Source organism: Arthrobacter sp. TMN-49, assembly GCF_054511095.1.
Genome location: NZ_JBTNDH010000004.1, coordinates 17502 through 44054 on the forward strand (window position 1 = coordinate 17502; position 26553 = coordinate 44054).

Annotated in this window: 29 protein-coding genes and 1 pseudogene; 20 read left to right on the plus strand and 10 right to left on the minus strand. The window is 62.0% G+C overall.

Annotated features, from left to right (window positions below; all coding sequences use genetic code 11):
- The first annotated feature begins 3 nt into the window (after positions 1-3).
- From ACX80E_RS03000 to ACX80E_RS03020, 5 genes are all read left to right on the plus strand, one after another.
- The gene (locus tag ACX80E_RS03000; protein ID WP_459300420.1) at positions 4-261 is read left to right on the plus strand and encodes an FAD-dependent oxidoreductase; all 258 of its coding nucleotides are present in this window, start codon (positions 4-6) and stop codon (positions 259-261) included.
- The gene (locus tag ACX80E_RS03005) at positions 258-596 is read left to right on the plus strand and encodes an FAD-dependent oxidoreductase (protein ID WP_459300422.1); all 339 of its coding nucleotides are present in this window, start codon (positions 258-260) and stop codon (positions 594-596) included. The genes ACX80E_RS03000 and ACX80E_RS03005 overlap by 4 nt, the downstream gene beginning before the upstream one ends.
- A gap of 129 nt (positions 597-725) precedes the next feature.
- Positions 726-878, plus strand: coding sequence for a hypothetical protein (locus ACX80E_RS03010; RefSeq protein ID WP_459300424.1), 153 nt, complete (start codon positions 726-728; stop codon positions 876-878).
- A gap of 52 nt (positions 879-930) precedes the next feature.
- Positions 931-3399: an excinuclease ABC subunit UvrA gene (locus ACX80E_RS03015; RefSeq protein ID WP_459300426.1), complete on the plus strand. Its 2469-nt coding sequence runs from the start codon at positions 931-933 to the stop codon at positions 3397-3399.
- A 677-nt stretch (positions 3400-4076) separates the two neighbouring features.
- On the plus strand, positions 4077-4208 hold the full coding sequence (locus ACX80E_RS03020) for a hypothetical protein (RefSeq protein WP_459300428.1): 132 nt from the start codon (positions 4077-4079) through the stop codon (positions 4206-4208).
- 213 nt (positions 4209-4421) lie between these two features.
- Here the strand turns inward: ACX80E_RS03020 and ACX80E_RS03025 are convergent, their stop codons facing one another.
- The gene (locus ACX80E_RS03025; RefSeq protein WP_459300430.1) at positions 4422-5480 is read right to left on the minus strand and encodes an FUSC family protein; all 1059 of its coding nucleotides are present in this window, start codon (positions 5478-5480) and stop codon (positions 4422-4424) included.
- Positions 5481-5717: 237 nt separating this feature from the next.
- On the opposite strand from ACX80E_RS03025, the gene ACX80E_RS03030 reads away from it, so the two are divergent.
- From ACX80E_RS03030 to ACX80E_RS03055, 6 genes are all read left to right on the plus strand, one after another.
- Complete coding sequence (locus ACX80E_RS03030) at positions 5718-5918, plus strand: hypothetical protein (RefSeq protein ID WP_459300431.1); 201 nt, start codon at positions 5718-5720, stop codon at positions 5916-5918.
- 4 nt (positions 5919-5922) lie between these two features.
- Positions 5923-7428: a DUF4389 domain-containing protein gene (locus ACX80E_RS03035; protein WP_459300432.1), complete on the plus strand. Its 1506-nt coding sequence runs from the start codon at positions 5923-5925 to the stop codon at positions 7426-7428.
- A gap of 256 nt (positions 7429-7684) precedes the next feature.
- Complete coding sequence (locus ACX80E_RS03040) at positions 7685-8155, plus strand: pyridoxamine 5'-phosphate oxidase family protein (RefSeq protein WP_459300433.1); 471 nt, start codon at positions 7685-7687, stop codon at positions 8153-8155.
- Positions 8156-8374: 219 nt separating this feature from the next.
- Entirely contained in the window at positions 8375-8623 is a 249-nt protein-coding gene (locus ACX80E_RS03045) for a hypothetical protein (protein ID WP_459300434.1), read from the plus strand.
- Positions 8620-10065 carry a heavy metal translocating P-type ATPase gene (locus ACX80E_RS03050; RefSeq protein WP_459300435.1) on the plus strand — a complete coding sequence of 482 codons (1446 nt, stop codon included), beginning with the start codon at positions 8620-8622 and terminating at the stop codon, positions 10063-10065. The genes ACX80E_RS03045 and ACX80E_RS03050 overlap by 4 nt, the downstream gene beginning before the upstream one ends.
- Before the next feature lie 279 nt (positions 10066-10344).
- Positions 10345-11043, plus strand: a complete 699-nt coding sequence (locus ACX80E_RS03055) for a response regulator (RefSeq protein ID WP_459300436.1) — start codon at positions 10345-10347, stop codon at positions 11041-11043.
- On the opposite strand, the gene ACX80E_RS03060 is transcribed toward ACX80E_RS03055, so the two are convergent.
- Positions 11037-12788, minus strand: coding sequence for a GAF domain-containing sensor histidine kinase (locus tag ACX80E_RS03060; protein ID WP_459300437.1), 1752 nt, complete (start codon positions 12786-12788; stop codon positions 11037-11039). The two genes, ACX80E_RS03055 and ACX80E_RS03060, sit on opposite strands and share 7 nt — an antisense overlap.
- A 156-nt stretch (positions 12789-12944) precedes the next feature.
- Between ACX80E_RS03060 and ACX80E_RS03065 the strand changes: the two genes are divergently transcribed.
- Positions 12945-13436: a pyridoxamine 5'-phosphate oxidase family protein gene (locus ACX80E_RS03065; protein ID WP_459300438.1), complete on the plus strand. Its 492-nt coding sequence runs from the start codon at positions 12945-12947 to the stop codon at positions 13434-13436.
- A gap of 30 nt (positions 13437-13466) precedes the next feature.
- Here the strand turns inward: ACX80E_RS03065 and ACX80E_RS03070 are convergent, their stop codons facing one another.
- From ACX80E_RS03070 to ACX80E_RS03080, 3 genes are all read right to left on the minus strand, one after another.
- Entirely contained in the window at positions 13467-14150 is a 684-nt protein-coding gene (locus tag ACX80E_RS03070; RefSeq protein ID WP_459300439.1) for an amino acid kinase family protein, read from the minus strand.
- Positions 14151-14153: 3 nt separating this feature from the next.
- Positions 14154-15086, minus strand: a complete 933-nt coding sequence (locus tag ACX80E_RS03075; protein ID WP_459300440.1) for a universal stress protein — start codon at positions 15084-15086, stop codon at positions 14154-14156.
- 76 nt (positions 15087-15162) lie between these two features.
- On the minus strand, positions 15163-15615 hold the full coding sequence (locus ACX80E_RS03080; protein ID WP_459300441.1) for a universal stress protein: 453 nt from the start codon (positions 15613-15615) through the stop codon (positions 15163-15165).
- Positions 15616-15821: 206 nt separating this feature from the next.
- Here ACX80E_RS03080 and ACX80E_RS03085 point away from each other — a divergent pair, with 206 nt between their 5' ends.
- From ACX80E_RS03085 to ACX80E_RS03095, 3 genes and pseudogenes are all read left to right on the plus strand, one after another.
- Positions 15822-18320 carry a phosphoketolase family protein gene (locus tag ACX80E_RS03085; RefSeq protein WP_459300442.1) on the plus strand — a complete coding sequence of 833 codons (2499 nt, stop codon included), beginning with the start codon at positions 15822-15824 and terminating at the stop codon, positions 18318-18320.
- A gap of 9 nt (positions 18321-18329) precedes the next feature.
- Complete coding sequence (locus tag ACX80E_RS03090; protein ID WP_459300443.1) at positions 18330-18770, plus strand: universal stress protein; 441 nt, start codon at positions 18330-18332, stop codon at positions 18768-18770.
- A gap of 150 nt (positions 18771-18920) precedes the next feature.
- Positions 18921-19329: pseudogene (locus ACX80E_RS03095) on the plus strand (Tn3 family transposase); the annotation flags it as partial.
- 154 nt (positions 19330-19483) lie between these two features.
- On the opposite strand, the gene ACX80E_RS03100 reads toward ACX80E_RS03095, so the two are convergent.
- The 3 genes from ACX80E_RS03100 to ACX80E_RS03110 all read right to left on the minus strand — a co-directional run bounded on the left by ACX80E_RS03100 (position 19484) and on the right by ACX80E_RS03110 (position 22015).
- On the minus strand, positions 19484-20365 hold the full coding sequence (locus tag ACX80E_RS03100) for a LamG domain-containing protein (protein ID WP_459300444.1): 882 nt from the start codon (positions 20363-20365) through the stop codon (positions 19484-19486).
- Positions 20362-21282: a signal peptidase I gene (locus tag ACX80E_RS03105; RefSeq protein WP_459300445.1), complete on the minus strand. Its 921-nt coding sequence runs from the start codon at positions 21280-21282 to the stop codon at positions 20362-20364. Before ACX80E_RS03105 ends, ACX80E_RS03100 begins: the two co-directional genes overlap by 4 nt.
- A 73-nt stretch (positions 21283-21355) precedes the next feature.
- Positions 21356-22015 (minus strand): hypothetical protein, encoded by a 660-nt coding sequence (locus ACX80E_RS03110; RefSeq protein ID WP_459300446.1) that lies wholly within the window; start codon positions 22013-22015, stop codon positions 21356-21358.
- Positions 22016-22297: 282 nt separating this feature from the next.
- Here ACX80E_RS03110 and ACX80E_RS03115 point away from each other — a divergent pair, with 282 nt between their 5' ends.
- The 3 genes from ACX80E_RS03115 to ACX80E_RS03125 all read left to right on the plus strand — a co-directional run bounded on the left by ACX80E_RS03115 (position 22298) and on the right by ACX80E_RS03125 (position 24255).
- Positions 22298-22924 (plus strand): MarR family winged helix-turn-helix transcriptional regulator, encoded by a 627-nt coding sequence (locus tag ACX80E_RS03115; RefSeq protein WP_459300447.1) that lies wholly within the window; start codon positions 22298-22300, stop codon positions 22922-22924.
- A 236-nt stretch (positions 22925-23160) separates the two neighbouring features.
- Positions 23161-23367, plus strand: a complete 207-nt coding sequence (locus tag ACX80E_RS03120; RefSeq protein ID WP_459300448.1) for a hypothetical protein — start codon at positions 23161-23163, stop codon at positions 23365-23367.
- Between the two features lie 465 nt (positions 23368-23832).
- Positions 23833-24255, plus strand: coding sequence for a hypothetical protein (locus ACX80E_RS03125; protein WP_459300449.1), 423 nt, complete (start codon positions 23833-23835; stop codon positions 24253-24255).
- Between the two features lie 157 nt (positions 24256-24412).
- Here ACX80E_RS03125 and ACX80E_RS03130 read toward each other — a convergent pair whose 3' ends face one another.
- Both ACX80E_RS03130 and ACX80E_RS03135 read right to left on the minus strand, forming a co-directional pair.
- A complete protein-coding gene (locus ACX80E_RS03130) occupies positions 24413-24604 on the minus strand; it encodes an antitoxin VbhA family protein (protein ID WP_459300450.1) in 192 nt (63 codons plus the stop codon).
- A 307-nt stretch (positions 24605-24911) separates the two neighbouring features.
- Complete coding sequence (locus ACX80E_RS03135) at positions 24912-25244, minus strand: hypothetical protein (protein ID WP_459300451.1); 333 nt, start codon at positions 25242-25244, stop codon at positions 24912-24914.
- Between the two features lie 398 nt (positions 25245-25642).
- On the opposite strand from ACX80E_RS03135, the gene ACX80E_RS03140 reads away from it, so the two are divergent.
- Together ACX80E_RS03140 and ACX80E_RS03145 are read left to right on the plus strand one after the other, a co-directional pair.
- A complete protein-coding gene (locus tag ACX80E_RS03140; protein WP_459300520.1) occupies positions 25643-25798 on the plus strand; it encodes a recombinase family protein in 156 nt (51 codons plus the stop codon).
- 32 nt (positions 25799-25830) lie between these two features.
- Complete coding sequence (locus ACX80E_RS03145; RefSeq protein ID WP_459300452.1) at positions 25831-26553, plus strand: VIT1/CCC1 transporter family protein; 723 nt, start codon at positions 25831-25833, stop codon at positions 26551-26553.

Consider the following 26553-nt stretch of genomic DNA (forward strand, 5'->3'; position numbering starts at 1 on the left):
TTTATGGTTGCGAAAGTTGATGTCGTGGTCATTGGCGGCGGCGCCATGGGCAGCGCCGCGGCCTTGAGTGTGGCTCGCAGTGGCAAGTCCGTGGTGTTGTTGGAACAGTACACGCCAGGCCACAGCCTGGGTGCGTCCCACGGTGCCGCACGGAACTTTAACAGCGCCTACCAGCAAGCTGAATATCTGAGCTTGGTCAGCGAAGCTCGGCAGTTGTGGGATGGCCTGGCAGACGAAACGAGCCCAAGAAGCGTTCGGTGATAAGCACCTTCATTGCTCCTGACGATGCCATGGAACGGTGGGCGGGAATGCGGTTCCGCAGCAGTGTGCTCTACGTCCCGGATGCGGGGCGCGTCCGGGCTGCGGACGCGCTGATCGCGCTGCGGACGGCGGCACAAGCCCATGGTGCACAGTTTCGCTATGAAACGGCGGTTCGGGCGGTTACTGTTCTCGGCGAGAACCTAGTGGCTGTCGCCACGGACGACGCCGAGTACCTTGCCGCCCGCTTCATCGTCACAGCCGGCACACTTCCAGCCGGTCAGGCACGCGGTGGAATGGCCCAGCTACAACCACAACCCAGATCCCCGTTTTACTGATGACGACTACTGGTACAGCACCACGTATGGCATGCTCACCCCTGGCGAGGGCGACAAGATTGGTTGGCACGGCGTGGGGGCCCTGGGGTGGATCCCGATACCCGTGACTTCGCAGCCGAGCCACGGCAGATGAACGCTCTTCACCGCTGCGTCCGCGACTGGTTTCCCGGCCACGGTTTCACGTTCACGCCCGCCATTGGCCGCGTGCTGGCCGATCTTGCCACCGGAATCCCGGCCCCGTCACTGTTCCGTGCGCCACGAGCCCAACCAAGCCCGTATTAGCCAACGGCGTAGAGATTCCCGTTCCCTGGAACTCATGCTCTAGTGTCGAATGATGGCAACTGTTCTTGGCACCACCGCGCAAATTCCCGCATTCGGCAGTCAGAACCAGGGGTTCGTCCAAGTGCGCGGCGCCCGGGAGAACAACCTGAAAAACGTTGATGTGGATGTCCCCCGCGATGCGATTGTGGCGTTCACCGGGATCTCCGGGAGCGGAAAATCCTCGTTGGCGTTCGGCACCATCTTCGCCGAAGCCCAGCGCCGCTACTTTGAGTCTGTGGCACCCTACGCACGCCGTCTCATCCAGCAGGGCAACAATCCGCGGGTGGAATCGATCTCAGGACTTCCGCCGGCGGTGGCCATGGCGCAGCGGCGCGGCACACCGAGCACCCGCTCCTCGGTGGGAACCGTTACGACCCTGTCCAACTCGCTGCGCATGCTTTTCTCGCGCGCGGGCGACTACCCCGAGGGCGCAGGCATCTTGTACTCAGATTCGTTCTCCCCCAACACGGTGGCGGGGGCGTGCCCGGTGTGCCACGGCTTGGGCACAGCCCACACCGTCACAGAACAGTTGCTGGTCCCTGATCCCCGCCTCACTATCAGAGAAGGTGCCGTTGCCGCGTGGCCAGGAGCATGGCAGGGCAAGAACCTTCGGGACATTCTCACCCACCTGGGCTACGACGTCGACCTTCCCTGGCAGAAGCTGCCGCAGAAGGAACGCGATTGGATTCTCTTTACCGACCAGCAGCCGGTAGTGGAAGTGACGCCGCAGCGGGACAGGGTAGCAAAACCCTACAAGGGCAAGTTCTGGAGTGCACGCAGCCATGTGCTTCACACTCTTGCCGATTCCAAGAGTGCGCCCATGCGTGACCGGGCCTTAGCGTTTATGCAGTCCGGACCCTGCCTGGAATGTGAGGGCAGCGGCCTGAAACCTGACGCTCTGGCGGTGACGGTGGATGGTCGGAACATCTTCACCATGAACGCCCTGCCCTTGACCAATCTCGCCACGGTCCTTCGTGCCTTTGTCGCTGAGCACCATGGGGATGATGGCAGTAGGGAGGCGGTTGCCGCGGCGATTTGCCAGGACCTGCTGCAGCGCATCACTGTCCTCTTGGATTTGGGCCTAGGCTATCTGAGCCTTGGCCGAAGCACCCCAACACTCTCCCCGGGCGAGATGCAACGGCTGCGGATAGCCACTCAGCTGCGCTCCGGGCTCTTCGGGGTCATCTACGTTTTAGATGAGCCGTCCGCAGGGTTGCACCCGGCCGACGCCGAACCGCTGCTGGAAGTCTTGGGGCAACTGAAAGACGCGGGCAATACCGTTTTCATTGTTGAACACAACATGGACATGGTGCGCCGAGCGGACTGGCTTGTAGATGTGGGGCCCCGGGCCGGGGGCCAAGGTGGACAGGTGCTCTATAGCGGACCCATCGCCGGCCTGGCCGACGTGCCGGAGTCCCTCACCCGTCCATATCTGTTGGGCAACGCCTCGCCGTCGTCCCCGCTGGCCTCCCCTGTTCAAACGGCTCCCAGGCGAGCCCACCAAGGCTGGATGCGCCTTGCCGGGATCACCAAGCACAACCTGCAGGACGTCACCGTGCAGGTACCGCGGGCAGTCCTCTCCGCTGTCACCGGGGTGTCTGGTTCAGGCAAGTCGACCCTCTTGGAGATGCTCAACGGCGCCGCAGGTGGGCACGGCGTCCAAGGCGCACGCCAAACATCCGGGTTTGAGCCCGGGGAGCGGGTGATCCAGGTAGACCAACGGCCCATCGGCCGGACACCGCGATCCAATCTTGCGACCTACACGGGACTGTTCGACGCCGTCCGGCGCGAGTTCGCCGCCACCAAGGGAGCACGGGCACGGGGTTTCACGGCCGGGCGCTTCTCGTTCAATGTCCCGGGTGGACGCTGCGAAACGTGTCTCGGTGAGGGCGCGGTAGCTGTGGAGCTGTTGTTTCTGCCCGGTAGCTATGGCCCTTGCCCGGATTGCCGCGGTACCCGTTTCAACGACGAAACCCTCGCTGTTGAGTACCAGGGGCGTAACATTGCTCAAATTCTCGAGCTCAGCGTGGACGCGGCAGCGGACCTGCTCGGCACCATCCCCTCCGTTGCACGAAGCTTGGCGACCCTGCGCGAGGTCGGTCTGGGCTACCTCCGGCTGGGGCAGCCCGCCACTGAGCTCTCCGGCGGAGAAGCTCAACGCATCAAATTGGCCACCGAACTCCAACGTCCTGGCCGGGGTCACAGCCTGTATCTGCTCGATGAACCCACCACAGGGCTGCACCCGGCCGATGTGAGATTGCTGGTGCATCAGCTTAACCGTCTCGTAGCGGCCGGAAATACTGTGGTGGTGGTCGAACACGATATGGACGTTGTTGCGGCAGCAGACTGGGTGATCGATCTTGGCCCCTCCGGTGGAGCGGATGGCGGACGCATCATGGCCTCCGGTACGCCGGAAGATGTGGCTGCAGCAGGGACGGGCCGCACCGCCGCCTACCTTTCGCTGGCATTGGCGCGACGCTGACGCGCCACGTCGGCGTGTAAGTAGTAGGACCCTCTGATCTGGGGCGCGCCCTCGATTCCTGCGTCCCGGTCACTTCACTGTCGGCGGTGAGCCCGGGACGAACGGGCAGAACACGAACGGGCAACAATGGTGAAATGGTGAGAATTAGTTAATATTCAAGATTATTTCGCAAGTGACTGGATTTACACGGTCATTGTGCTGTAGCTTATCTATTAGTCCCCGACGAATCTGTCCGGGATGTCCGCGTGCAATTGAAGGGAGGCAATGATGTTTACAGTTATCAAGTCCGGAGTTATCGGCTCCCGTCATGCCTTGCCCGGCACGCCCGTCAATCGCCGTCACGGCTAGCACCGTTACCGCGTAGGGCCGCCGCAGCAAGGCTGCCCGGACCAGGCTGCGCTTGAGCAGCCACTCTCCGACCGATCATTCTTGGTCATTCGCCGCGCCCCTAGCTGGCACAGCTCCGCAATCACAGCACTCAATGTGATAGCGGAATCCTTGCCGGCCGCTGCGGAAGATCATTGTTTGCCGGCCTGATAACACGCACAAAACAACTCGCGCTCTTTTGTGTTCTCATAATGCCGTTTTCGTTCATTCCGAAATGAAAAGAAGGGCTTTATTTGCCGCGCCACAATATGTCCAGCAATTCACTGCCAGCATCGAAAGGAGGTGTCACCATGAACCCCAAACCCAGCAAGTCATCGATCAAGAGGATCTTCTTCACTCCCGTGGACCAGCAAAAGTTCAATGAGCTTCGCGATCGCCACTATCGCGAGATCGTACGAGTGGATCTGTTCACCATCCGCTAAGTCATTCGGTCAGCCAAGTCGTGCCGGAGACGGCACACCACTGAAAGGAGGACACGAAATGGCCATTACACATTTCACGCACCTCACTCCCACATCAGGTACGGTGCACCGCGCACCTACCGGACACCGTGAACAGCCCGTGCTGACCAGCACGGGCTGTTTTGGTTTCGGCCCCAGCTCCAGAACACGCTGGAAATCACCAAGGCGCCCTCATCAGCTTTCCCGCAAGAGCCGACGCCGGAGGGCGGTGAGTATGCGTCTGACATCAAGGGCCACTGTCGCCCCTGGCCCCAGCAATGCACCCTCAAACGCAGGGGTGGTGGCGACCGTATGGGTGAGGTTGACCAAACACTTGGCGGCCTTGTCGAAAACTTCTGACCCGGCGCTGCCGTCATCCCACGCTCGGAGCACGTCCGCCGTCGCGGACAAACAACTTGCCAGTGGCTCCCGCAGCCCGTCCCTGAGCCGGACATCTAGGGGCCCTTCCCATATTGCCCCCGCTAAGACTTCGGAAAGGTCCCGAACATGGAATGTGACGTCCTCCAGGACTGCCAAATCCGCATAACTGTTAGAAAGTATGCGGTGACGCGAGCGGAGCCGGGCTCGCGGGTTGGCTCGATGACTTTCTGCTGCCTCGTGGACGGCGCCACGGACTTCTCCAACAGCGTCCTCCAACAGGCGCCCGCGGCTGGCCCAGTCCTCATGACTGGGCGGCCACGGCTCACCAAGGGCAGCCGCGGCGTCGTCGAGTTGTTCGATTAGTATGCCTCGTGCCCGGCGGCTCTGCGCTTGTGCTGCGTCTAGGGCTAGTGGGGGGAAGACCGTCACGTTGACAACTAAGCCGACCAGTATGCCCAGTAGCATTTGGGCGCCATAGCCCAGAGAGAATGCCTGCCCCTCACTTCTGCCGATGATAAGAACCAGCAGAGTCGCCACCGGGATATAGTCTCGCCCGGCACCGAGGCGAGGTAAGCCGGCCAGCAGTATCCCTGCCCCCACGGCAAGAGAAATAGACACAACGTTGGGGGTTCCCAGTACCAACACCCCGACGCCGAGGATGATTCCCAGTATCAGGCCATACAGCGTTTGCAATCCCGTCCGCACGGATCCCATGAACGTGGGGTACATGCTGACCAGAACACCGAAAGGGGCGTAGTAGGGGTAGTCGTCCACCACACCAGGCATCAGGGGAGCCAACCACCAGGCAATCCCCACCGCTAGGGCGGTCTTGGCGGCGAGCAACACGCGTCGCCCCGTCACGGTGGATCTCATTCCAGTCCTGAACGTTCCCACAAGGTTCCTGCCTTCCAGATGTCCAGCAATATCCGAACTCCCACCCTAGCGGTGTGACGCCGCACTGACTGCGCCCGTATCGTGAGCTGAGACAGAGATTAGGAGAATCTGTCTCAGCTCACGATACGGGCGCAATATGTGACTTTGGTGTACTTGACCGAAGCCAACGGGCTAACAACCGGTTCGAACACTCTGCGCAGAGACCCCGCTCGGCCCGTGCAGAATTCATTCGCAAACCGGATCGAAGTACCAGCCCCGCACACCCAACGAATCGCTAAGCGAGCCCTGCGCCGCCTCAGGACCAACAATGCCAGCGGCCAGCTGGCCGCTGCGATTTTTAGCTGGACTGCGGGGACCTTTGCCTCTACCGCGGCCGCTCCGGAAGCCACACAGTGGTATGCAACGAAGGCGGTGTAAGCCCATGACCAGTAATCCGGCTGTTGGCAGTAAGAACCCGCGCTCAAGTAGTGGTCGTCCCGGAGTAGCTGGCGCCATCGTCGCCCTGGTCTTGGGGACGTTCCTTGCGATGCTGGGTGTGGGCGGGATCTTTGGCGGGGTCGCCTCAGCGGTAGTGACGTCCCTGCAAGGGGCTGACGGCTACTTCAATTCGCCCACGCGTGGGTTCTCCACCAGTTCCCATGCGCTCACCTCCCCACCTGCCCAGATCGGGGTCAACACGATCCCCTTTGACCTGGGCACCATCCGGATTAACGCCGCAGCCACGACGCCCGGCGGCCAGGTATTCATTGGTATAGGCCCGCGGGCTGAGGTGGAGCACTACCTCCAGGGCGTCCACACAACGGAAATCACCGGCATCAGGTCTTCGCCGTTCAGGGTGAGCTATTCCGACGTGCCTGGATCTGCTGTCCCCACGCCGCCTGCAGCGCAAAGATTTTGGGCCGTGCAGTCGTCCGGGGCCGGTGCCCAGCAAGTCACCATGGACGTCCGCAGTGGCAATTGGGTTGTGGTGATCATGAATGCCGATGCCACCGCGGGAGTCAATGTGGCCATGCGGGCCGGCTTCCACTCGGACTTGTTTGGCACCCTCACTGCGGCCCTGTTGATCGGCGGGCTTGTCTTCCTGATCTTCGGGGTGGGATTGACGGTCATAGGTGCCGTCGGCCTGGGCCGAAACGTCCCGTCGTCGAGCCAGCGACCTCCGGATGCTACCGGCCCCGATGAGCACGCCCACGGGCTTGGCAAGGTCGACGGCGGCTCCCCCGCCGGAGTTGTGGAGCGGGGACGCTATCCGGCGAGGCTCTCCGGGCAGATGGACGCTCACCTGTCCCGCTGGCTGTGGCTGGTCAAATGGCTACTGGCCGTACCCCACGTGTTCATCTTGTTCTTCCTGTGGTTCGCCGTCTTTTTCACCACGATCATTGCCGGATTCGCCATCCTTTTTACCGGACGTTACCCGCGGGCGCTTTTCAACTTCGCCGTCGGCGTCTTGCGCTGGAACTGGCGGGTGACGTTCTATGCCTATTCTGCCCTAGCCACGGACAAGTACCCGCCCTTTACTCTGGCATCAACCGACTATCCTGCCGACTTCGAGGTCGACTACCCCGAGCATCTCTCGCACGGGTTGGTCCTAGTCAAAGGGTGGCTGCTGGCCCTCCCGCACCTGCTGATAGTTGCCATATTCACGGGGGCAGCATGGCAGGCGTGGAGTTACTCAGCTGACGGCTCGATGGACTACGGCCACGGAACCAGGTTCTCCTTGCTCGGCATTCTGGTGCTCATTGTCGCCATCATGCTGCTGTTCACCGGCCGCTACCAACACACTCTCTTTGACCTGATCATGGGGATCAACCGGTGGGTCTACCGTGTTGGCACTTATGTTTTCCTCCTACGGGACGAGTATCCGCCGTTCCGGCTGGATCAAGGGCCAGACGAATCGGGATACAGTCCACAAGGTCACGGGCGCTAAGTACAGCACGTCCGGATTGCTCATCCTGCGCTCCCCCCGCAAACGGGCTCTTTGTGGTTCGCGGCGGCACCTCCCGCGTGACCTCAGCTACCCTTGGCGAACCGCCGATCCGCGCTCCCGGCACGGACGTTCGGTGTCGCTAGGCGTGTGGCCGAGCGAACCCGGAGTAGGTTCTGAGTCCACCACGGGTTAGGAGCCGCCACGGCAGGACCTTGGACTCTATTGCTACCGGCCGCGCCATCCTATGCTCGATCCCATGATGAACAAACCAGCCAAAGCCCCCGCGGACGAACTAGCCGTCCACGAGTGTTGGGCACTGCTTCGTGGAGTATCCGTCGGTCGGCTGGCCCTTTGGGTCACAGACCATCCCGACATCTTCCCCGTCAACTACACGGTCGACCACAGCACGCTCGTCTTTCGCACCGGCGAGGGAACCAAACTTGCCGCTGCGCTGGGTGAGACCCCTGTGGCGATGGAAGCCGACGGCGTCGATGCCAGCAGCGGCGTGGCATGGAGTGTTGTCGTAAAGGGCAGTGCCACCCTGATCCGGTCAACCGAGGATGTCCTGGACAGCTTTTCGTTGATGCTCTTCCCGTGGCAATCCGGACACAAAGACTCGTTCATCAGGATCACTCCGACCTCGATCACGGGCCGCAAGTTCACTGTTGTCGCGCCGGCGCAGTGGTGGACTAACCAATCCGGTTCCCCGCACGCTTCCCCCGAGTGAAATTCCGGGGAAAGCGCAGCCGTCCAGGGCGGCATTGTTTTCTTGGCTATCCCCTTTGCGGAGGCGAACAATTCAGTGCTGTTCGCCGGCGAGGCGCAGGCCGGACGGGTTGCACCCCATTGATGTGGGACCACTGCGCCGGGCACGCGCGTTGGAAGCCATGATGCTCCTCCCCTAAACGGCCGCTATTCTTGGCCCCCTGAAGACCGGAACGTGACCATGACACTTATTCGCACACACCTCATGATCACGGCCACCCTGGCGGTGGGGTGCATCGTCCTGCTCTTGCTGGCTGTGGGCCAGGCCGGTGCCGCACAGTTACTGGCAAGTGTTTTCGCAGGCAGCGCCGCACTGGTGCGTGGTGCGGCCATGATCGGTGACATGGTGCATGGGCGTTGGGGTGTTGACTTGCTGGCCGTCACAGCCATTGTCAGCACCATTGTGGTGGGAGAGCCCAAGCGGAGTTGACCGCGCTGCTGGACCGGGCCCTTCAGACGGCGCATCGAGAGGGTGTGGGCGGGCTCTTCAGCGACGTTGCTGTCACCGAGGTGGTGGCGGGGGACATCTTGCTGGTGCGCCCCTCCGAAGTGGTCCCCGTGGATGCCCGGCTGTTGTCTTCTGCGGCGTCATTTGATGAATCGGCCATCACCGGAGAAAGCCTGCCCGTCGACGTGGAGAAAGGTGCCGGTATCCTCAGCGGATCGGTGAACGGGCCGGTGGCTGTCCGGATGGCCGCCACCGCTTCTGTCAGTGATTCTCAATACAGCCGCATCATTGCATTGGTACAGGGCGCCGCCAAGAGCCGGGCGCCCGTGGTCCGCCTGGCGGACCGCTATGCGGTGCCGTTTACGCTGCTTGCCTTCGCACTAGCAGGTGCTGCCTGGTTCTTGAGTGGCGATGCCCTGCGCTTCGCCGAGGTATTGGTTGTCGCTACACCGTGCCCACTGCTTATTGCCGCTCCCGTGGCCTTTTTAGGCGGCATGAGCCGGTCTGCGAGGAACGGGGTCATCGTCAAAAATGGCGGCACGCTTGAACAGCTGGCCAGGGTGGCCACTGTTGTTTTTGACAAGACGGGCACCCTCACCCAGGGCCGGCCAAGGCTTGAAGAAGTGAGAGTTGCCTCCGCGCATCAGGGATTCCCCACCGCCGAGGAGCTCTTGGCCCTGGCAGCGTCCGCCGAACAGTATTCATCACATGTCTTGGCGTCATCGGTGATTAGCTCCGCGCTGCATCACGGGCTAAAACTATCCCGGCCCACGGAGGCTGCTGAACATGCCACCGACGGCGTTTCGGCCACGGTTGGGGATCACCAGGTGGTGGTGGGTAAGCACTCTTTTGTGTCACAAAGGACGGGGCTGGTCCCGGAGGAGGACCTGTCCGGTGGCCAACTCGCGGTCTATGTGGGAGCCGATTCTCACTACGTGGGCGCACTGATCATGAGTGATCCGTTGCGGGAGAATGCCGTCGACACGCTTGCCGGACTGCGCCGGCTGGGTGTTGTCCACACCTTGATGGTCACCGGCGATGCCCAGACGACGGCGGAGCACATCGCCCGCCTCGCCGGAATCGCTGAGGTGCGGGCCGGCTGCCGCCCCACAGACAAAGTCTCGATCGTACAGACCCTGGCCCCACGACCTGTCATGATGGTCGGCGACGGAATCAATGACGCTCCCGTGTTGGCCGCCGCTGACGTGGGTGTGGCCATGGGCGCCAAAGGGTCCACTGCGGCAAGTGAATCCGCCGACGTGGTGATCATGGTGGACGACCTGTCCAAGGTGTACAGCGCAGTCCGCATCGGCAAGGACACGACCAGGATCGCCGTCCAAAGCATCTGGATAGGAATAGTACTCAGTCTTAGCCTGATGATGTTCGCCGCCGCAGGGCTGATCCCGCCGTCGCTGGAGCGTTAAGCCAAGAACTGGTGGACCTGGCCACAATTTTCAACGCCCTACGAGCGCTCAAATGGAAGGAGCGCTCCTCTTCAACCGGTAGCATTCGATTGCGGCTGAGTCCCCCGAACCCCTTGGTTCAAAAATTACGCTCGTGAACGAGGGGACTTTGTGCCCTAGCTGGCCAACGGCGCATAGGCCAGACTGGCAGAACCGATACAACAGAATTATGCACCGCCACGATCAACCAGCAAACAATCCCCTCAGCGGGAACCACATCCCCGGAGGGAGGCAAAGATCATGGATCGAGTAGTCACCGCCAGTTCGGAAGACACTGCGACCCCTACGGCGGCGATCACCGTTTTCATCCTCGACGACCACGAACTTGTCAGGCGGGGACTGAAGGAGCTCCTTGAAGGCGAGGGGTTCACCGTCATCGGCTCTACCGGTTCCGCATTGGAAGCGACCAGGCACATTCCGGCCCTGCGTCCGGACGTTTCGGTGTTGGATGCCCGGTTGCCAGATGGCACGGGCATAGAGGTCTGCCGTGATGTGCGGTCTGTGGATCCATCCCTGCGATGCCTGATTCTCACCAGTTACGACGACGAGCAAGCCTTACGCGGCGCTGTCCTCGCCGGCGCCTCCGGTTATGTGTTGAAGGAAATCGACGGCACAGACTTGCTGACGTCCCTGCGCCGCACGGCCAAGGGTGAATCGCTTTTCAACCCCGAGGTCTTGGCGAAAGTGGTTCAGGGCCTGGCCGAACCGGAACGGGTGGATCCGAGGATCTCAGCCCTGACCCCGCAGGAAGGCCGCGTCCTTAAACTCATTGGCCGTGGACTGACCAATCGAGAAATTGGGAGTGAAATGTTTCTGGCCGAGAAAACAGTTAAGAACTATGTTTCCTCGCTTCTGGCCAAACTGGGTTTTGAGCGTCGCACGCAGGCCGCCATTTTCATTACCGACACGCGATCCCGGGCCACTGACAACCGTCAATGAGCAGCCACCGCAGGAACGCGCCAAGTCAGCCGGGTTCCGGTGTTGTCGCCGCTGACCAAGAGGAACGTGCCATGGAGAATCTCGGCCCGCTGTTCCATATTGCGCAGACCACTGCGGTGATCCAGATCCCCCACACCAATGCCGTCGTCGTCAATAATGACACTCACGTGCTCCGCCGTCACGTCAATGGATACCTCAATGGACCCTGCGTCGGAATGCCGCACCGCGTTACTTAACCCCTCGGACACCACGGCGAGTAGGTGCTTGGCCGTTTCCTCGGAAATCGCGGAGTCAATGGGCCCGGCCAGATTCAACCGGGGAGCGAAGGCAAGTGTTTTGGCGGCGGTGCGAACAGTTCTCAGGATCAGGTCGCTGAGCAGCTCAGTTTCCCCTGAGCTGACCCGTAAAGAATATATGGTGTTGCGCAGGTCCCGAATCGTCTCATCAAGTTCTGTGGTGACGGCCCGGAGCCGGTCAGAGGCCGTCTTGTCGGTGATGAACCGCTGCACGCTATGGATGCTCAGCCCGGCCGCAAAGAGCCGCTGAATGACGACGTCGTGCAAGTCCCGGGCAATACGATCCCGGTCCGTGAACACCATGATCTGTTCACGCAATCTGTGCGTCCTCGCCAATTCCAGGGCCAGGGCCACATGGGATCCAAACACGGCACTCATCTCCACCACGATCTTGGAATAGCGCCCGGATCCTTGGTTGCGGGCAAGGATCAGCAAGCCCTGGTTCGGGCCCTGGGGCCCCAACGCAATGACAATGATGGGCCCCAGCGCCGCCCCGTCCTCGTGGCCGAGCAGATCAGTGGCGTCATCGAAGACGGTGGGGATGCCAGTTCTTAGGACCTCCACGATCGCCGGGGAGTCCAAAGCCAGGGAGCGGCCCACCATGAGCGGCCCCTGCTCCCCAGCGGCCGCCGCCACGTACAGTTCAGGTCCATGATCGGAGGACACCCCTATCATGGTCAGGGCAGATTCCGACTCCGCCAAAGCGGTGGCCGCAATCATGTCAAGGCTGCTTTCGGTGATGTTGCGGTCATCATCCATCATGCGGCCTGTGACGTACATGCACGCTTCCAGCCAACTCGTGCGGCGCCTGGCATCCTCAAACAAGCGAGCATTCTCAATGGCGACCCCTGCCGCAGCGGCCAAGGCGACTGCCAGCTCCTGGTCCTCCGCCGTGAAATCTTCTCCGCCTGCCTTTTCGGTCAGATAGAGGTTGCCAAAGACATTTCCCCGCACTCGTATGGGAACACCAAGAAACGACACCATGGGCGGATGGTGTTCGGGGAAACCGGAGGAGGCCGGATGCTGGTGCAAATCATGGAGCCGCAACGGGTGCGGGTCACGAATCAAAAGGCCCAGGACACCGTGCCCGGTGGGCAACGGGCCTATCCGGTGGCTGAGTTCCTGGTCTATGCCAACGGTGATGAAATGACTCAGCGATTGGTCCTCACCCAAGACTCCCAGCGCAGCGTAGCGGGCATCCAGCAACGAACAAGCGGAGTTCACCACTCTTTCCAGAACTGCATCCAGGCTGAGGTTTTCCGCTACGGACACCACGGCATCCAGCAAGCCGCGCATCCTTTCCTGAGTGGTGAGTAGCTCGCCCGCCCTGTCTACAAACTCCCTGAGCAAGTCCTCAATCCGGGTACCTGCAGCGGGCGGCAACAGTGGCGCAGCCTTTTCCTCATCAGAGTCCTTCAACAGATCCACCTTCAATCGACCATCAGCCATTGTGTCAAACGCCCCCCGGAACCCGGCCCGTAGTCACAGGCTACCCGCGTTCTTGGGTGGTGGGCCGCAAACGGCAGCCGCGGCAACGGTGCCCAGGCGACGCGGCTGGGACTTTGTACCCTAGGCTCCGGGGATCTGATTGCCTAGAGTGATCCCATGACGATCAAGACACCACCCTCAGGGGCCAGGCCGGATGCTGCGAACATCGAGACACTGTCAGGGGCCCAATGTTGGGAATTCTTGCATGGCCAGGTCGTTGGCCGCTTGGCAGTTGTGGCGGAGGATCACCCGGAGATTTTTCCCATCAACTATGCCGTGGACGGTGAATCGATCATTTTTCGAACTGCCGAAGGGACCAAACTGTACGGCTCAACGAGCAATACACCTGTTGCCTTCGAAATTGATGGCTATGATCCTCACACGGAGCAGGCGTGGAGTGTTGTGCTGCGGGGACGTGTTGCGGCCATCGAGGATGGCGCCGGATTTGAGGAAGCAAACGATCTCACCCTGCAGCCGTGGCAGGGCGGGATCAAGAACCACCTGATGCGCATCCTGCCACTGAACCTCAGCGGCCGACGGTTCCAGGTCACAAGACCTGATGTGTGGCGCACACCGTTGACGGACCCGCGGCGCGCCTCCTTCGAATAGTCCCCGCCTGGAGCTGCGCAGCTCGCGCAGCTACCGCCCGGGGCGGGACTGGGTCCGGGCCGGTCCCAGGATTTCGGTCGCGTCGTTTCCGTTCATAATCGCCTCAAGATTGTCGAGGGAGCCGATCACGGCCCGCCCACCACTGGCGGTGACGAAGTCCGCTGCGGCCCTGGCCGCAGCATAGTCCTTGTCCACAATCCCCTCGATGCCGCGGAAGCCCGGCCCATCGGGAATAACCGGGACACCGCCGCCACCGGCAAGGATCACCGATCCGTCGGCAGCGTCGGTCCACTGGTGATTTTGCGCAAGAGCGTGCGCGGCCGGTTCGTCGTAGAGGGAGCCGACGAACTTCGTGGGAACCGGTAGTCGAGGATCGCTGGGGTCGACCAGGGTCCGCGAGACCAGCACCACTACATCCTTGTCCAAACCCGCGTGCCCCAGTGCCCGCTGAAACCAGAAACCGATTAACCCTTGGTTTTCGGCAACCAGATCCGACAGCGGATAGGGCGCGCTCAACGAAGTATCATCGCTGTTCTCCATCGCCAGCAGACCAACCTGCGGGCCGTTGCCGTGCACAATAACCACCTCATGTTCACCGGCAAGTGCTGCCAGCGCCGGCGCTGCCACACCGAGCCGAGCGACTTGCGTCTTCGCATCAGGGGTTTCTCCCCGATGGAGGAGCGCGTTGCCGCCGACCGCCGAAACAATCCGCATATCTTAGGAACCCTCTAAGGGAGTGGGTGAGGGGGACAAGGTGTCATGGTCTTGGTGATGGCCCGCTGCGGCGTCCGCATAGTCCTGCGGGGTCAAGACAACGGGGCACGGAACATGTTGCAGCAGCTCGTGGATGGCCGATCCCCTGATCGCCTGGTGTGTGGCTCCCCTGCCACGGTTTCCCACCACGAGCATCGCCGCACCCCGCCCGGCATCGATCAGGGCCCGCGCCGGCACATCGTGGTGCACGAACCGCTCGCAAACGGTGAGGTGTATGTGGCGGGCACGCACTGCTGCCACCACAGTTTCCAAGATCATGCGCCCCCGCGTGTCATCCAGCTGGCCAATCGCGGGACCGGCAGCAGCCGCCTGGGCCGGTAGCGCAGCCGCGGGCGACACATAGACGACGGTGAGTTCCTGCTCAATGTCGACAGCCTCGGCTGCGGCAAAAGATGCCGCGGCCATAGATTGGGGAGAACCGTCAATACCAACCACGACGCCGTCGTTGGCCTGTCCCCGGCGCGCCGGAATGACCGCCACGGGGCATCGCCCGATCGTGGCCAGCTGCAGATTGATGGCACCGAATCCCTCGCCATGCACATCGGCGCTCCTGTCATTCCCCACCACAACCATGGCGGAACTGGCGGACAGTTCAGCCAGCACCAGGGCAGGCTCCCCAAACTGGAGGATGGTCTGCACCTCCACGCCCGGGGCAAACTCGCGCGCGCTGGCAGCTTCACTGGTCAGCATGCCCTCGAGGGCGGCCCGAACACTCTCATATTCATCGTGCCCCGGCGAAACCAGGAAGTCCGGGACGGAGTGAACCAGGAGCAGCGATGAGCCCCCTCGCTGGACCCGGTGTGCTGCCCACTCCAGGGCAGCCCTGCTAGGAGGTGAACCATCCACCCCCACCACTATCTGCGCCTGCCGAACCATTGGCCTGCACCCTTTCTACCTTCATTCAGAGCCGTCGGGTGTCGATTCCACGACCGCCACGGGGCGAAAGCGCCAGCTACTGGCCAGCACCGTCTGCGCCGTGGACCACCAACACCGGACAGCTTGCATGTTCTGCACAGGCTGCACTCACAGAACCCAACAACATCCCCGCGAACCCACCGTGCCCACGGGAGCCGACTATGAGCATTTGCGCTGACTTGCTTTGCTCCATCAACACTTGGGCAGGCCTGCCACGGACACAAATTCCGTTAAATCCCTCCGGCGGGTTGCCGCCAAACGCCTCTTCAACGGCATCCTTGAGAATCTGGTGCGCACCGTCGTTAGGGTCCCAGTCAGGGACTATGTACGAGCCAAAAACCGTCTCCATGTGCCACGCTGTGACAGCTGTGATGGTTGCATTCAGTGGCTGCGCCAACGTCTGGGCCCATTTCAGAGCCAGCACGGACTCGAGAGATCCGTCCACGCCCACCACTATGCGCGAACCCTCGCGGATTGTTGTTTCTTCCATAGCTTGATCCATCCTTCGCAACGCTCACAATCCAAAACTTTCCGTCTCAATGATCGACGACGGCGAAGGCTGCTGAACAGGGCCGAAGGTCCCTAACCCTCAAGCCGGGATGGTGCCACTCTTTAAGGTGACAGGCGCGTACCTTCCCGCGTCGGTGAGTCCCACTGACGGGCTCAGTTCCACCCCATGAGGACACGGAGACAGCCTTGAACAGCCAGCTCGATCAAAGCAACCCCACGCCGCACCGTGGGGACAACCCCGCACAAGTCTCGGCCGAGTTTGAACTCCTGAACCGCTACTGGGATGCCGCCAACTATCTGACGGCTGCCCAAATCTACCTACAAGAGAACGCCCTCTTAAGGTCCCCCTTGGCGGCGGAACACATCAAGCCACGGCTGCTCGGGCACTGGGGAACCAGTCCCGGGTTGTCGCTGATCTATGTCCACCTAAACCGGCTCATCAACATCACGGGAGCCAAGATCTTGTTTGTGGCCGGCCCCGGACACGGTGGCCCGGCAGTGATTGCAAATCTGTATCTGGAGGGCAGCTACTCCGAAATCTATCCCCGCATCAGCCGGGACCATGAGGGACTCCGCCGCCTGATCCGCCAATTCTCCACACCGGGGGGCATACCAAGTCATGTGGGTCCCCCCACACCCGGATCCATCCATGAGGGCGGGGAGCTGGGCTATTCACTGGCGCATGCCACGGGAGCGGTCATGGACAACCCGGAACTGATAGTGGCCTGCGTTGTTGGCGACGGGGAAGCTGAAACCGGCCCCTTGGAAGGTGCCTGGAAAGCTCCGGCCTTCCTGAACCCCAGCCGGGACGGGGCAGTGCTGCCCCTACTTCACCTCAACGGCTACAAGATTTCCGGCCCCACGGTGCTGGGGCGCCAGAGCGACGAACAGGTCATGGCGCTGCTGCGTGCACACGGCTGGGACCCTGTAGTGGTCTCCGGCGACGATCCTGCAGATGTCCACCCGCAACTGGCCCGTGCCCTGGACAACGCACACGCCCGGATTCGCCAGATCCAGCAGCACGCGCGGTTGCATGGTGCCAGCGGGCCGCCACGGTGGCCCGCCATTATCCTGCGCACGCCGAAAGGGTGGACGGGCCCCGCCGTCGTCGACGATGTCGCTGTTGAAGGCACCTTCCGCGCCCATCAGGTGCCGTTGGCAGGTGTTCGTGAGAATCGCGCACACCTGGCCCAACTGGAAGCGTGGCTGCGCAGTTACAAACCCGAAACTCTCTTTGACAATAGGGGCCAGCTGGTGCCGGAACTGGCGGCCCTCGCCCCCGAGACGGAACTGCGCATGGGCACCAACGTTTGGGCCAACGGCGGCCCGGATGTGGCGCCACTGCCGTTGCGTTCGCTAGAAAACTACGCCCTGGAGGTAGGAACTCCCGGGTCCATGAAACACGAGACCACACGACCCTTGGGTGAGATGCTCAGGGACATCTACACGGATACCGCACACGATCCCCGTTTCAGGCTGTTCAGCCCAGACGAGACGAACAGCAACCGTCTGGGAGCCGTCTTTGAAGTCACCGACAGGTGCCTGATGGAGCCGGTCCGGGACGGCGATGACCGGCTGTCCGCAGACGGTCGGGTCATGGAGGTCCTTTCCGAGCACCTTTGCCAGGGCTGGCTTGAAGGGTACCTCCTTACGGGGCGGCACGGTCTCTTCGCCACCTATGAGGCCTTCGCCATGGTGAGCGCCTCCATGACCATCCAGCACGCGAAATGGCTCCAGCATGCCCGCGAACTACCGTGGCGGCGGCCGGTGCCGAGTCTGAACATCCTGCTCACCTCAACCTGTTGGCGTAACGATCACAATGGTTTCAGCCACCAGGGACCGGGCCTGATCGATACTGTGCTCTCCCTCTCTGGTTCCGTGATCCGCGTCTACCTTCCACCAGATTCGAATACCTTGCTGGCCGCGGCCGAACATGTCCTGCTCAGCAAGGACTACGTCAATCTTGTGGTGGTGGACAAACAAGCCCATCCCCAGTATCTGAGCCTGGTTGACGCCCGCCGGCACGCCGCTGCGGGCGCCTCGATCTGGCGCTGGGCCGGGAACGAGCACGCCCCGAGCGCGGGAATCACCCACAACGTGCCGTTGGGTGGCACCGAGTCCGCCATCACCACCCCGGATGAGCCGTCGCCGTCGGGCGAGCCGGACATTGTCCTGGCCTGCGCCGGGGACGTCCCCACCGAGGAGACTTTGGCCGCCGCCTGGTTGCTCCAGCACCACGTCCCCGGGCTGCGAGTGCGCGTGATCAACGTGATGGACGTGTTGGTGCTCCCGCCTCACGACGTCCACCCGCATGGCCTGTCCGACGTCGACTTTGAGAAGCTGTTCACCACACAGGGTGAAGTGATAGTAGCGTGGCACGGATACGCCCGAGCGTTCCATCAGCTCCTGCATGGCCGCGCGCATCCGGGCAGATTCCATGTTCGTGGCTACAGCGAACAAGGCACCACCACCACCCCGTTTGACATGGTGGTGTTGAACAAGATGAGCCGTTATCACCTGGTCTTGGAGGCTCTGCGCCGGGTGGTTGGAGACTTTGATGGCGCAGAGGGGTTGGCCGACCACTGCCGGGCGATGCTGGCCAAACACGACACGTACATTCACAAGCATCTAGAAGATCTGCCGGAAATTCGCGACTGGGTGTGGACGCCACCCACGGACAGCTAGGGACGCATCATGAGCACTGCACAAGAACCAGCAACCATCATCGTGGGAGTCGACGGATCTGAGGCGTCCATCGAGGCCCTGCGCCAGGGCGAGAAGTTCGCCGTGGCGTTGGGCGCCCGGGTGAAGGCCATGACCTGTTGGAGCATCCCCACCGCCTACCAAGTTCCTTATTCGCTCGGGAGCATCGATTTTATGGGCGCAGCACAAGAAGTCCTCGACAACGCCATTGAGCGCGCGTTTGGGCTGGACTGGCCGGAGAATCTCACCACCGACCTTGTGCAGGGACCGGCCCGCCCCACGTTGATTGAGGCCAGTCGTGACGCAGCGCTGCTGGTTCTGGGCCGTCGCGGCTTTGGCGGCTTCAAGGGGCTGTTGCTGGGGTCAGTCAGCACAGCCTGCTCTGCACATGCTCACTGCCCGGTCATGATTGTGCACGCAGCTACGGCGTGAGCACATGCCAACTGCCCTGATATTTACGGGCTTGGCAGCATTGGAACGGAATTACACGATAGGCCGCCCGATGCTGTGCTGTTGGGTAGGAGTGGTTCATGCCAGTTGAGCTTCTAAGTGATGAGCAAGCGGCGGCGTTGGGGCGGTTCCAGGGTGGATCTTCCCGAGCTGCTGCAAGAGGTTCGCTACTGGACCGGGTTCCTGGACGCCTCCACCCACATCGGCCAGTTTAACGCGCCCATGGATGACCTTCCGCGCTCGATTGCGGCGATCCTGGTAGCAGAAGGCTGCAATGTCTGCCCGACACCAATAATTGTCGAAGGGTACCCTGCGCAGCGAGACCCTGGCCGCCGCGAAACCGAAGTACTTCGGCCGAGGACGCGGGCAGCCGTGGTTCGCCGCGGTCAACGATCAGGTAGTCGGCACCGGCGCCACCGTGGTGCCCGGCACAGTGCGTGAATCAGCTTACCTGCCGGACACGATACTGGACCGATACGGTGATCCCGGACCGGAAATGATCACCCCAGTCACGGCTTCCTGCTCTGACATGGTCCTCGGGAACTCTACACTCATCGGCTAACGGTCTCGCCATGGATCTCAAACCTGCCCGAGCCGCACCTCCGCCGCGCCACACTTCGTGGCACGACCGACTCCGATTACGGGTCGCTGAACGATGTTGGCCGTCTATGGGCGGATCCTCTAAGCTGCTGGTGTTAGGTTCCGGCGCGGTAGTGGACGGCGATTTGGGCGGGTGTGAGCGCCATCGTGTAGACAGCGGCGTAGCGCAGGCTGCCCTTGAAGAAGAACGTGCTCGGTTGGGTGGCGCCCCAGCCGGCGAGGTTGCCGTAGCCGATGCGCCAGTAGCCGCTGTAGCTTTGGCCAGTGGTGGTGGCCGGGTCCGTGGCGACGTTTTGACCGTCCAGGTAGAGCTTCATCCCTGCGGAGGAGAGGGTGGCGACGGCGTGGTGCCAGGCCCCGTCGGTGTAGGCCAGCGGGCTGGCGATTGTTTTGACCTGGTTGGGGTAGACGCCGAAGACCACTTGGCCAGCGTTGGTCAGGTACAGGTGCCGGTCATAGATGCCGGAGGCCCCCGTGGGGCTGTCACCGAAACCCATGAGTTTGCCGCCGCCGGTGGTGGTCTTGAACCAGACTTCCAGAGTGAATGTGTTCGTTGACATCCGTTGTCCTGGGGTGGTCAGGTAGCTGGTGGTCCCGTCCAGGGTGTAAGCGCCGGCCGGATCGCGTGGGCAGGCTCGCGGCGTGGCGCTGGTGCTGGCCATGGAGCCGCGGTAGGTGCCGTTAGCCCCTCGGCCGGAGTAGTCCACCGCGGTGATGCTTCCGGAGGTTTCGCCCAGTTTGTAGGCGAAGGAGGCGGTGGCGCTGTCGGCGGTTACCGCCCCGGTGCAGGTGAAGAACGGCGCAGTGCCAGCTTTGTTGACTGTGTTCGCAATTTTGGCTAGGTAGCCGGCAGAGGTGGAGGGCGCGAGCTGGGCTGCCAAGCACAGCAGGGCCAGGGCTATGAGGGCGGCTAACAGCACCCGCCGGGTGCGGCGAGCACCTGACGCTGGCCGGGCCGGGCCGGTGGGCCCGCTCATGACCGACTCTTAGCGGGTTGGGGCGCCGGGGGCAACCCAATGATCAGGCACCACAGCAGCGGGATGGCGCAGACAAACCCGAGCATGACCCAGCCGAACGGTGAAAGGTGCAGGGCCGAGGAGATCTGGTAGTAGCCGGAATCGGCCAAGCTCGGGATGTCCAGGCGTCCGACCATGCCGCTGTCCAGATCGGCATGGGATCCCCCGGCTGCCTGGGCCCGGATGGGCAGCAGCCCGGTGGAGACGACGACAGCACGGGCACCATCGGGGGCCATGCTGGTGCTCAGGATGATGAGTCCGACGAAGGGCCGCAGAATGAACGCAGCACAGGAGACCACCACAGATAGGCCGACGACGCGCAGGGGTACGCGCCACCGTGTTGACGCAAACCGGGCGGTCAGCACCCAGAGCGCGACCGAGCCGAGGGTCAGGAGCGGGAACGCCCTGACAGCCCAGCCTGCCGCGGGCAGGACACCAACGGCCTTGCCGATCAGGTCCTGCCTGTGCAATGTCCAGGGGTCATTGATGTCATTAATGTCCCCTCGGGTGGCTACGGACCCGGCACCGGTGACGGTCTGGACCCGGTGGGTGTACACCTCATCCGGGGCCGTGGGCGGGTGGAAGGTGACAATGTCCCCCGGATGCAGATCTGCGACGGTGGTCGGGGTGGTCAGGACCAGGGTGCCCACCGGGGCTGCCTGCCCCATGGAGGGGCTGGAGACGATAAACCAGCGTCCACCGGCCAGCAGAAATACGACGGCGGCAAGCACCAGGGCGCCAATGACCACGGCTGCTGCGCCCTGCCACAGACCGGCGGACCGAAAGAGGCGCCGTCGTACGGCACGCACCCCTCGTTGAGGGCTGCTGGCCGGGGCGGCGGGGGTGGTCGGGGCCGGGGCCGTCAGTAGATCAGTCACGGCGATGCCGCTCCTTTCACGCCGGTGATCCCGGTGACGGCGGATCTGTCTCCGCTACCACCGGGAGACCGGTTTAGCTTGCGAAGGCCCAGGTCAGCGGCAGCGAGGCTGCCAGTCCCTGGTAGGTGTTACCCGCGGAGGCATCAAGGGTGACGGCGAAGTTGAACGGGATGCTGACACCAGCAGCCGGGGCCGCAGGCATGGTAAATGCGGCTGGCAGGGCTCCCGCCAACGAGGCGGCCGTACCGGAAAAGACGGTAGTGGCGCCGGAGGTGATCACGATGTTCAGCTTGGCGCACAGGTCTGTGGCTGTACCGTTCTGCGCGCCGTTCAGGGACTGGGTGCAAGTGGCCCCCGGGGTCAGGGTGAAAGTTTTCGCGGCCAGAGATCCGATGTTCTTGATCGTGATCGCGGTGTTCACGGCCGGGCCGCCGGGGACCATGGTCATGCTGCCGCCGAACTTGTTGATCGTGGAACAGGAGGCGGAGTTCGTGGAGACGGTTCCACCGTCGGTGCTCAAACAGGTCACTACGGGGCCGCCCGTGCTTTGTTCCTGCATTACCAGGGCACCGGAGCCGGCCGTGTTGGTGTTGTTGGTGATGCTGGCGGCGAAACCCGACAGGGTTCCGGTCAGCGACAGCGAGAGCAGCACCGTACCAGCGAGCCCGGCGATCAGGGCGATCGGGGTGAAGCGGCGACGCCGGAGGCGCGGGCGGGCAGCATTGTCAGACATGGTGAGACCTTTCCAAGGACGGCGCAGCAGCCAGGATGATCCAGGCGACAGCAACAGAACAAACAAACAAACAAAAGCACCGAAACCCTGACGAACCCAGACCGACAAAGTACCGCTGGAGGGAACAATCCGTCCAACCAGAACGATATCACATATAGCTTGCCCATCAAGCTACATTGTGATCGAGCGAACAATCCGCGCTTCTCCGTCCCGTACTGGATTATTCCGCTAGAAGCCAGCGGTGACAGGAGTTGATTCGGATACTATGATTACTTGCTAGCCATGTCATCCACCGAAGGAGCCACCCTCGTGGAACAGTCAGCATCCGCCAATCACCGCCGGGCCAATACCCCATCCATGGCCGGCGCCCTGCCCTCCGGAGACATAGGGGACCTGTACGCCGAGGTCAAAGACCTTGACCAGGCCATGCGCCGGCTAGACATCAGCAACGGCCGACTCAGGTCCCGGCTGGCCACCAAGCTTGGCATTAGCGTGCCCGAACTCAACGCCATGGCCTACGTTGGCACCAATGGGGATGTGACCCCCAAACAGCTGGCCGGCGAAGTGGGCATCACCACCGGCTCCGTCACATCCATGATCGACCGGCTGGAGAAGACCGGGTTCATGGTCCGCCGACCTAACCCCCTGGACCGACGCAGCCTACTCCTGGGCCTCACCCCAGCAGGAGACCACGCACTGGGATGGGTGTCCGACTACTTCCACATGGCAGTCGCCCTGTCAATGTCCTACCAAGACGCCCCGTCACGGCCCGCGCTTGCCGCGTTCCTGAACCACGCGGCGGAAGCAATGACGGAGATGTCCGGTCACATTGACGTCTCCACCGCGACGCAACCGGCTGAAGCAAGCCACTCCGAGGCCCCGGCGTCGGCACGCTTGCCGAACATGTAGGGCCGACCATTTGGTTCGGCCTGCCGTGCATCGTGTGGGGGGAATGTAGATGCGGTGTCTTGGAGTTGTTTACGGCCCCAAAAGGGAAACCGTCCAATGTCAAGGACTACCCTGCCGGTGTTTCTTTCCGCTGCCGATCGGCCCGGATAGTCGCCGTCGATACCGACGGAATCAATGCATCAACAAGGCAAACCGGTGCCGCACTTGGATATGTCACATGGGACGATGGAGCCCCCATGTATGACGCCAAACTCTATCCACTACCCAGCAAAGCCTTGCGACACTTAGGGGTGACACCTGATGACCTCATGACCCTCGGCCGGGGCCCTGAATTCGATGCCATCCTTGCCCGCTGCTCCGCAATCATGCACCATCGCAATCCCGGTATGACCCAATCGGAAGTGAACAAGATTCGTGTGGCCACTGGCGGCCGGGCAAGCTAGCCCCGCTTCATCCCTCGGCCCTCAACAATCGAGGCTGTGCATGTTCACCGGTAACCGGGGGTGAGCCTTATTGTGTCGGTGACCTGGTGAATGCGTGCAGGCGGTCAACTGGGTCCCGGCGTCCACCTGTGGGCGGGAAAACACCGAAGGATTAGTGTTTTGCCGTGCATCCGTGGGCGCGGGGCAAAGCAACATTTGCAACAACACAAGCAACGGCCCACTCTTTCCCGGGTCACCAGAAAATACCTCAAAGCAAACCACATACTAAAGGCCTCTACTTCGTCCCTGTTTGGGGTTTTGGCCTATCTCTGGTCGCCTTGAATCCGCGCTTTTAGTTTGTGCCGTCAATGACGGTTTGCCGGTGTAGGCGTGCTGTCTCTCTGCCTGGATTCTGGCTCTAATTGCCTCTTCTGGTACTCCCTTGGCCCGCAACCTTTCCTCCAGCGTTAACTGTTTTGTTGGTTCTTGGCTGGGAACGGCAATGGTCTCTGGTGTCCGCTTGTCGGTGACAATCTTTTGAAACATCGAGTGCAGCGGTGCCAGGTTGCCGGCTCGCCCTTCTTTGGAGGCCAAGTCATTTTCTTGGCCGTGGACCTCACGCCTGTTGATGAATTTTCCCACGTCGGCTGCCAACTGGTCCCAGAAGGTTCGCTGGGTTCGCCCGTTTCCTTCCCGGAATGGATTAATGTCGTTGAGCTGGTTTTAGAAGCTCGCGAGCTGGTGGGCGAACTGTTCATTGGAGTTTCCATGCAGCCGATTGGCGCGGCTTATCTCCGCGGCCAAGTGTTGGGTGAATGGTTCGATGTTCTCCAGCTGGGCGAACGGCTGACCTTTGACGATATTCACTGTGTGGTTCTCCCCCGCCCACGGGTACACATCCTGGAATAGCTGGTGATGAATTGCCTGGACATGGGCGAGATCGTAACTTCCCTCTATCGGCCTTTCAAGGAGTTGGTGCGCCCTGGCTTCCACAAAATCATCTTCAAGGACCCGAAGCTGCTCCCACGTGCCCGCTCATCACCCGTTTCCCATGGGCGGGAATCACTCACAGCTGATGAATTTCTTTCGTCAACTCCACCATCTCGTCAGCGTCGATTTCGCCACGGGCCCAGCGGCCCTGTAACGCGCGGGCCTGATCAGAAGATCGTCCGCCTTCCATCTCCGTTGAATGGCGAATATCGGCCAACGCGGACTGTCGTTCAACAACCTGGGCAGGCGTGAGTTTTTGCTTCATCATGATGGAGCCTCTCGGTACGGTGTTACCTAGTTCAATTCTATCAACTTTAGAGAAAACGTTTTAGGGATTTTCGGTAATCGGGCAGGGATTTCGGTGAATCTTTACCCCAAAATTTGAGGGGTTTCGCCGGGCCCTGGCGCACCGTCAGGAACGTCCGATGGCGGCTCCCTGTTCACTATGCTTTCGCTATTTTCAACGAGATTGCAAAGAGGATTTGCTTCTTTTCCCCAAGGCAGTCATCCCTTCGACGGACGGTTCGTTTTGCGCAGCTCGTCGCGCTCAGCCAGGACACGGTCACGTTCTCCCGCTATGGTCTCGGCACGGGCTTCGCCTTGTCTGCGCGTGAACGCTGCTCGGCGACCGCTTCCCGCCCCTTCGCCTCGGCGGCTACTGCCTGTTCTCTGGCTGCCGTGGTCTCCGCCCGTGCCTCATCCCGCGCAGCGGTGAGGGCATCGTACGCGCTAGCATGCATGCCCTCCGCGTCCTCCACACGTTCAACCAGGGCGTCACGTTCAGATTCAGCCCTCTCTGCATCCTCCACTGCGGCGTCACGTTTGCTCTGTGCCTGCTCCGCCTTGCCTGCCAGCCGGTCCGGGCCGCCACGAACTCGCCACGAGAAACAGTCACGGCTTCGCGCCACAGCGCCACAAATCGGGTCTCCACGGCGGCAGGAGGATCGGGCACAGCTTCCGCCTGGGCCTCGCGCTCATTCCATGCACGCGCCGCCTCAGCAGCCACGGTCATACGGACTTCGGGCAATATCAAGCCCAACTGTGCCTGGACCCCCGCACGCACCGATCACAACCACCGGCTTAGCGCCAACCGCTGTACAGCTGGTCCCCAATGTCGGTTTAGCAAATTGCGGCATCAAGTGCCCGCGGTGAGTGCTGCAAGCTAGATTTCCCAGCTGTCCGCGGTAGTGCAAAAGCGTGATGTGCTCGCGGACGTCACCTCCGGGAGCAAGGCCGCGGCCGGGCATCCGGGGATGAAGAAACACCTTGATATTCCCAAGCGGGAGACACCGTGATTGCCTGGCGGGTGGATCGCTTGGGCCAATCCTTGGTTGATGTTTTGTACACGTTGAACCTGCTGCGAGAGTGGGGAGTACAGCTCCGATCGATCCCTGACGGTATCGATCCGGCGATCACGACAGGGTGGCTGATATTAAACCTGCTTGCCATCCAGGCAGCGTGAGCACATGTCAGCTGCCCTGCTAGTTTGGTTCCATGAGCAACCCATCAATATTCCACGACAATGAACCGCACACGGCCAACATCGCCGGGCGCCTGAATTGGCTTCGGGCGGGCGTGCTCGGCGCCAACGACGGGATCGTCTCGGTCGCAGCAACGGTGGTTGGCGTCGCGGGTGTGACAAACTCACCCACCCCGATTCTGGTGGCAGGGGTCGCGGCGGTTGTTGGCGGCGCCGTGTCCATGGCGTTGGGTGAGTACGTGTCTGTGAGCAGCCAACGCGACAGCCAACGGGCGCTCATTGAGAAGGAACGCCGCGAACTGGCGGAGGACCCGGACGCTGAATTGGCCGAACTTGCAGGCCTCTACCGGGCCCAGGGGCTCACCCCCGCCACGGCCGAGCAGGTGGCCATCGAGCTCACCGCGCATGATGCCTTGTCCGCGCACCTGTCCGCCGAACTGAACATTAGCCAGCACGAGGAAGCCAATCCGTGGCAAGCCGCCTACGCCTCCGCGGCGTCGTTTGCCGTCGGAGCAATCCTTCCCTTGTTGGCCATTTTGTTGCCGCCCGCCGAGTGGCGAGTGCCCGTGACGTTCCTGGCAGTCCTGCTGGCACTTGCGCTCACAGGTACCTTGAGTGCCGCAATCGGTGGCAGCTCCAAAACCACCGCGGCAACACGCCTGGTCATCGGCGGCGCCCTGGCCCTCGCGGCGACCTATGGAATCGGCAGCGCCCTCGGGGCCAGTGGCGTCATTTAG

What these genes read in the sequence shown, in the direction of transcription:
- ACX80E_RS03000 (WP_459300420.1), top strand. Translation starts at nt 4, where the DNA reads ATGGTTGCGAAAGTTGATGTCGTGGTCATTGGCGGCGGCGCCATGGGC.
- ACX80E_RS03010 (WP_459300424.1), top strand. Translation starts at nt 726, where the DNA reads ATGAACGCTCTTCACCGCTGCGTCCGCGACTGGTTTCCCGGCCACGGT.
- ACX80E_RS03015 (WP_459300426.1), top strand. Translation starts at nt 931, where the DNA reads ATGGCAACTGTTCTTGGCACCACCGCGCAAATTCCCGCATTCGGCAGT.
- ACX80E_RS03020 (WP_459300428.1), top strand. Translation starts at nt 4,077, where the DNA reads ATGAACCCCAAACCCAGCAAGTCATCGATCAAGAGGATCTTCTTCACT.
- ACX80E_RS03025 (WP_459300430.1), bottom strand. Translation starts at nt 5,480, where the DNA reads ATGAGATCCACCGTGACGGGGCGACGCGTGTTGCTCGCCGCCAAGACC.
- ACX80E_RS03035 (WP_459300432.1), top strand. Translation starts at nt 5,923, where the DNA reads ATGACCAGTAATCCGGCTGTTGGCAGTAAGAACCCGCGCTCAAGTAGT.
- ACX80E_RS03040 (WP_459300433.1), top strand. Translation starts at nt 7,685, where the DNA reads ATGATGAACAAACCAGCCAAAGCCCCCGCGGACGAACTAGCCGTCCAC.
- ACX80E_RS03045 (WP_459300434.1), top strand. Translation starts at nt 8,375, where the DNA reads ATGACACTTATTCGCACACACCTCATGATCACGGCCACCCTGGCGGTG.
- ACX80E_RS03055 (WP_459300436.1), top strand. Translation starts at nt 10,345, where the DNA reads ATGGATCGAGTAGTCACCGCCAGTTCGGAAGACACTGCGACCCCTACG.
- ACX80E_RS03060 (WP_459300437.1), bottom strand. Translation starts at nt 12,788, where the DNA reads ATGGCTGATGGTCGATTGAAGGTGGATCTGTTGAAGGACTCTGATGAG.
- ACX80E_RS03065 (WP_459300438.1), top strand. Translation starts at nt 12,945, where the DNA reads ATGACGATCAAGACACCACCCTCAGGGGCCAGGCCGGATGCTGCGAAC.
- ACX80E_RS03070 (WP_459300439.1), bottom strand. Translation starts at nt 14,150, where the DNA reads ATGCGGATTGTTTCGGCGGTCGGCGGCAACGCGCTCCTCCATCGGGGA.
- ACX80E_RS03075 (WP_459300440.1), bottom strand. Translation starts at nt 15,086, where the DNA reads ATGGTTCGGCAGGCGCAGATAGTGGTGGGGGTGGATGGTTCACCTCCT.
- ACX80E_RS03080 (WP_459300441.1), bottom strand. Translation starts at nt 15,615, where the DNA reads ATGGAAGAAACAACAATCCGCGAGGGTTCGCGCATAGTGGTGGGCGTG.
- ACX80E_RS03090 (WP_459300443.1), top strand. Translation starts at nt 18,330, where the DNA reads ATGAGCACTGCACAAGAACCAGCAACCATCATCGTGGGAGTCGACGGA.
- ACX80E_RS03100 (WP_459300444.1), bottom strand. Translation starts at nt 20,365, where the DNA reads ATGAGCGGGCCCACCGGCCCGGCCCGGCCAGCGTCAGGTGCTCGCCGC.
- ACX80E_RS03110 (WP_459300446.1), bottom strand. Translation starts at nt 22,015, where the DNA reads ATGTCTGACAATGCTGCCCGCCCGCGCCTCCGGCGTCGCCGCTTCACC.
- ACX80E_RS03115 (WP_459300447.1), top strand. Translation starts at nt 22,298, where the DNA reads ATGTCATCCACCGAAGGAGCCACCCTCGTGGAACAGTCAGCATCCGCC.
- ACX80E_RS03120 (WP_459300448.1), top strand. Translation starts at nt 23,161, where the DNA reads ATGTATGACGCCAAACTCTATCCACTACCCAGCAAAGCCTTGCGACAC.
- ACX80E_RS03130 (WP_459300450.1), bottom strand. Translation starts at nt 24,604, where the DNA reads ATGATGAAGCAAAAACTCACGCCTGCCCAGGTTGTTGAACGACAGTCC.
- ACX80E_RS03145 (WP_459300452.1), top strand. Translation starts at nt 25,831, where the DNA reads ATGAGCAACCCATCAATATTCCACGACAATGAACCGCACACGGCCAAC.